The sequence below is a fragment of the Romboutsia sp. genome (assembly GCF_035470145.1).
Taxonomy (GTDB): Bacteria; Bacillota; Clostridia; order Peptostreptococcales; family Peptostreptococcaceae; genus Romboutsia_D.
In genome coordinates this window covers 1-5,206 of record NZ_DATIRC010000257.1, presented here as the reverse complement: position 1 = coordinate 5,206, position 5,206 = coordinate 1, and the positions used below count along the sequence as shown (strand labels likewise).

Annotated in this window: 5 protein-coding genes; 4 read left to right on the top strand and 1 reads right to left on the bottom strand. The window is 29.0% G+C overall.

Features of this window, described 5'->3' with window-relative positions; genetic code table 11:
* Nucleotides 1-99 precede the first annotated feature (99 nt).
* On the bottom strand, nt 100-1,176 hold the full coding sequence (locus VLM92_RS10945; RefSeq protein ID WP_325276384.1) for a Xaa-Pro peptidase family protein: 1,077 nt from the start codon (nt 1,174-1,176) through the stop codon (nt 100-102).
* 358 nt (nt 1,177-1,534) lie between these two features.
* On the opposite strand from VLM92_RS10945, the gene VLM92_RS10940 reads away from it, so the two are divergent.
* The 4 genes from VLM92_RS10940 to VLM92_RS10925 form a co-directional block, all read left to right on the top strand.
* Nucleotides 1,535-2,239 (top strand): Crp/Fnr family transcriptional regulator, encoded by a 705-nt coding sequence (locus tag VLM92_RS10940; RefSeq protein ID WP_325276383.1) that lies wholly within the window; start codon nt 1,535-1,537, stop codon nt 2,237-2,239.
* A gap of 25 nt (nt 2,240-2,264) precedes the next feature.
* Entirely contained in the window at nt 2,265-3,758 is a 1,494-nt protein-coding gene (locus VLM92_RS10935) for a YjjI family glycine radical enzyme (protein WP_325276382.1), read from the top strand.
* A 2-nt stretch (nt 3,759-3,760) separates the two neighbouring features.
* Complete coding sequence (locus tag VLM92_RS10930) at nt 3,761-4,564, top strand: YjjW family glycine radical enzyme activase (protein ID WP_325276381.1); 804 nt, start codon at nt 3,761-3,763, stop codon at nt 4,562-4,564.
* A 258-nt stretch (nt 4,565-4,822) separates the two neighbouring features.
* Nucleotides 4,823-5,206 (top strand): ABC transporter substrate-binding protein (locus VLM92_RS10925; RefSeq protein WP_325276380.1); only part of this gene is annotated, 384 nt, incomplete at its 3' end.

The window sequence follows — 5,206 nt, the reverse complement described above, 5'->3', positions numbered from 1 at the left end:
AATAAAAAATAAATATTTACAAAAGATACCAAAAACAAAATCAAAAGGTTGTTAAATCATAAAAGACTAGGAATTTATTTCCTAGTCTTTTATGATTTATTATTTTATTATATTTAATTCTTTAGTATGTTTATTTAATATTTCATGTCCATCTTCTGTAACTAATACCAAATCTTCTATTCTAACACCAAACTCTCCAGGTAAGTATATTCCTGGTTCTACTGAAAATATCATTCCAGGTTTTAATAAATCTTCATTTATAGCAGAAACATCTCCCATATCATGAGTTTCAAGACCTATAGAGTGACCAGTTCTGTGAGTAAAGTATTTTCCATAACCTTTTTCAGTTATATAATCTCTTGCAGCGTTATCTATATCACAGAATCTCATTCCTGGTTTAACTAATGCTATTGCTCTTTTATTAGCTTCAAGTACTATTTCAAATACTTCTTTAGCTTTTTGAGGAGCTTCTTTATAAAATACTGTTCTAGTCATATCAGAGCAGTAGTTATCTTTAACACATCCCATATCTAGTATTATTGCATCACCTTCTTTTACCTTAGCATCTGAAGGATGAGCATGAGGATCAGCACCATTTGCACCATATCCAATTATTGGAGAGAATGAGAAACCATCTGCTCCTAATTCTTCATATATTGAAGTAAGCTTTGAAGCCATTTCTTTTTCGCTTAAATCTTCTAATAAAGCTTCTTGAAGTTTAGCCATAGCCATGTCATTTATTTGAGAAGCTTTTCTCATTAATTCTCTTTCTTCATCATCTTTACACATTCTTAAAGAATCTATTATAAATGATGAGTTTATGTACTTACAGTTAGGGCAAAGATCCATTAATGATAATAAGAATCTTGCTGGCCAGTTTTTATCAATTCCTATTGTAGTGCTTTTGTCTATGTGATTTGATACTATTTCTATAGCATTTTGTGTATCGTTAAACCAAATTTTTTCTACACCTAAATCTTCGTGAACTGGGAAAAGCTCATTTAAGAACATTTTATGATTTCCATTAGTGTCTAAGTAAAGAGCTATTAATCTTTCACCAGGATTTATCATTTTACCTGTTAAATAAAATATAGCTAGTTTATCTGTAACTAACATTTGAGGTATATTATTTTCTTTCATAGTAGCGATAACGTTTTCTAATCTGTTAAATTTCATGTTTTCTATCTCCTTATGCTTAAATATATGTATAAGTAAACTACCGAATAGAAGAATTGTAGCTATACTATAAATACATATATATTATACTACAACAATTGACAAAATGTTATAAAAATATCATATATTTACAATAGTTATATAATATTTCAAATTTTCACGTATAAGTCTACATCATAAAAAGTTTTATATAAAATTCAAATTTTATATCGTTGAAAGGAGGCTATTCAAAACACGAGGGGAAATAAATAAAAATATATTGTGATAAAAAATATAAAGGGACATATGTCCTTTTGTTATTTACGAATAATGATAAAATAGTAATAGAAGACAAAATCATTTATAGGAGAGATAAAATATGTATAATAACCTATTTTATGATTACATAGAAAATCAAAAGGTAAAAGAGTTTATTGATAAAATACCAAACAACATTAAACCTAAATGTAGGATGAGAAAAATTGAAAAACAAAAAATTATAGTACTAAAAGGAAATCAAATTAAAAGTATATATATAAGTTGTAAAGGTAAGATGCAAGTAAGAAACGAGTTTGAAAATGGATTTGTGTACAGTTTTGCAAGTATAAAACCCATAGCATATATAGGAGTTATGGAGATGATGGCAAATGAACAAACGTATTCATCCACATTACAAACTAGCACAGAGTGCATAATACTTGAAATACCAAAGGATGATTTTAGAGATTGGATTAATACAGATCAAGAGCTAACTCTAGAGATATTGCATTTTGTATCAAAGAGTATGTATGAGCAATCCTTAAAAACTGGAGAAGTATTAGCATATCCAGCAGTATGTATATTAATAAGCTATTTGATAAACGTTTTTGAAAGTGAAGATGAGGATACAGTTTTTTTAGAAAAAACTAGAGAAGAAATTGGTTCAATACTAGGATTTTCAATAAGGACAATCAATAGAAATTTAAAATATTTAAAAGAAGAAAACTTAATTTCTGTAAATAGAAAAGGCATATCAATAACAAAAAAACAGTTTTACAAACTATCTAGCAAACTAGAAATGATTAAAGAACATAAACATACATAAAAATATTTAGGAGGGTAAAACACAAATGGAACAAGTCTTAAACATTATAAAAAATAAATCTTTAACATATAGTCAACAAGTATTGCAATTAGCAGGGCAGGCTGAAAGTACTCTGAGTGTACTAAATATTGATGATGATACTAAATCGTTACTTGATGAAGGTGTAATATGCACAATGTATGAAGGTAATGCCCCTTATAGACCAAGATATATCATACCAGATTATGAAAAACTAATGAAAAAAGGATGTAAGTTCTTAGAACTTGACCCACCAAGTGATATTTGGGAAGCAACTAACAACTTATTAATTTTTTACAAACATGTTCCCTCTATAACATCGTATCCAGTATATTTAGGTAATATAGATGAACTTTTAGAGCCTTTTATAGAAGATGAAAAAGAAGCATACAGAGCTATAAAATTATTTATAAAACATATAGATAGAACACTTACAGATTCTTTTGTTCATGCAAATATAGGACCAAAAGATACAACAGCAGGTAGAATTGTACTTTCTGTTATGCAAGAGTTACAATGTGCAGTACCAAATCTAACAGTTAAATACGATGAAGGTATAACTTCAAAGCAATTTATAGAACTATGTGCAAGCACTGCTTTAACTACTGCAAAACCAAGCTTTGCTAATCATAAAATGTATAGAGAAGATTTTAAAAGTGAAAACTATGCTGTTGCAAGTTGTTATAATGGATTTCTTATAGGTGGAGGTGGATATACCCTAATAAGGCTTTTATTACAAAATGTAGCATATCAGTCAGTTTCTATTGAAGATTTTATGGAAAATAAGCTACCATTTGCAGTTGAGAAGATGCTTAAGTATATTGATGAGAGAGTAAGATTTTTAGTGAAAGAAGCTGCATTTTTTAATACAAATTTCCTTGTATTAGAAGGATTCATAAATAAGGAACTTTTCACAGGGATGTTTGGAGTTGTAGGACTTGCTGAAGCTATTAATCACTTATTACAAGCAACAGAAAAAAGTGATAGATATGGGTATTCAAAGCTAGCAAATGATTTAGGATTAAAAACTATAGAGAAAGTTAATAAAATAGTTACTTCATATAAATCAAAGTATGTAGGTTGCTTTGAAGGTCAACATTTACTACATGCTCAAGTTGGAATTGATACAGACTTAGGCGTTTCTCCAGGTTGTAGGATACCTGTAGGTGAAGAGCCTGACTTATTTAATCACATTATGCAATCAGCACCATATCATAAATATTTCTTCAATGGAATTGGCGATATATTTGTATTTGAAGATACATATAAAGAACAACCAGAAGCTATAGTTAATGTTATAGATGGAGCTTTTAAAACAGGAATAAGATATTTTTCTGCCTACTCAGATAGTAGTGATGTAGTTCGCGTTACAGGGTATCTTGCAAAAAGATCAGAAGTAGAAAAGCTTGAAAGAGGTGAAGCTGTAAAAAATAATGCAACAGTTTTCGCTATGAATGCTAAAAGAGATAGTAAAGCCTTTGATAGAAAGGTAAGAGATTAATTATGGCATTAGTTAATAAAATTATTCCTTTTTCTTGCATAGATGGACCTGGAAATAGAACTGCTATATTTTTTCAAGGTTGTAATTTTAAATGTACTTATTGCCATAACCCAGAGACTATCAATAAGTGTATAAACTGTGGTGAATGTGTTTTTACTTGTCCAGTTAAAGCTATAGAAATTAAAGATAATAAGGTTTTATGGAATGAAGAAAAGTGTGTACAATGTGATAATTGTATTAGAGAGTGTAAGAATTTATCAACTCCAAAAACAAAAGACTACTCAGTAGATGAACTTGTAGATGAAATAAAAAAGTTAAAACCTTTTATACAAGGTATAACTGTTAGTGGAGGAGAGTGTACTCTTAATTCTGATTTTTTAGTAGAGCTATTTAAGGCAGTAAAAAAAGAGCTTAACCTTACATGCTTTGTAGACACTAATGGAAGTATAGATTTGAGTAAATATGAAGAGTTAGTGCATTTAGCGGATAAATTTATGCTAGATGTTAAGAGTATAGATGAAGACGAGCATATAAATGTTACGGGATTAAGTAACGATATAGTACTAAAAAATTTAAAGTATCTTTTAGATAGAAATAAGCTTCATGAAGTAAGAACTGTAATAGCACCTAATTTAAATAATGAAAAGACCGTTAAAGAGGTATCTAAAATTATTAAGGATAAATGTAGATACAAGCTTAATCCTTATAGAAAATATGGAGTAAGACAAGAAGGTTTAGAATTTCATGGAGAAGTAGGTCCTAATGATGAAGAAATGAAGACCTATTTAGAATACATGTATTTTTAAATAATGAAAAATAATATCTCTAACAGAGCCAAATATTAAAATAGACTAGGATGATTAATTCTCCTAGTCTATTTTAATATAGACCTTGTTAAACTTATAATCAATAAATATAAGGGGCATATCAATATTTCAATACAAGAAAAGGCTATGAAATAATCTTACTCATGTTTACAAGTAACAAATAACATACCTAAGTAATACTATATATTATCATTAAAGTTTTGCAAAAATTTAAATCATTAATAGGAGGGGTGTGTTATGTTCAAAAAAATTGTAGCACTGGCAAGTTCTCTAGCATTAAGTACCCTTTGCTTTACAGGATGTGCATCAACACCAAGTGAGCAAAATACAACTGACAAAAATAAATTAGACAAAGTAACAATAGCTGAAGTTACACATTCGGTATTTTATGCGCCGCAATATGCTGCTGTAACTCAAGGCTTTTTTGAAGAAGAGGGTATAAAACTTGATATTATAAACACTCAAGGTGCAGATAAAACTATGGCTGCGCTTATTTCAGGAGAGGCTCAAGTAGGGCTTATGGGACCTGAGGCATCTATTTATGTTTATAATCAGGGAAATAAAAACTATGCTGTAAATTTTGCCCAACTTACTAAAAGAGATGGAAGTTTTTTAATTGCT

What these genes read in the sequence shown, in the direction of transcription:
- VLM92_RS10940 (WP_325276383.1), top strand. Translation starts at nt 1,535, where the DNA reads ATGTATAATAACCTATTTTATGATTACATAGAAAATCAAAAGGTAAAA.
- VLM92_RS10935 (WP_325276382.1), top strand. Translation starts at nt 2,265, where the DNA reads ATGGAACAAGTCTTAAACATTATAAAAAATAAATCTTTAACATATAGT.
- VLM92_RS10930 (WP_325276381.1), top strand. Translation starts at nt 3,761, where the DNA reads ATGGCATTAGTTAATAAAATTATTCCTTTTTCTTGCATAGATGGACCT.
- VLM92_RS10945 (WP_325276384.1), bottom strand. Translation starts at nt 1,176, where the DNA reads ATGAAATTTAACAGATTAGAAAACGTTATCGCTACTATGAAAGAAAAT.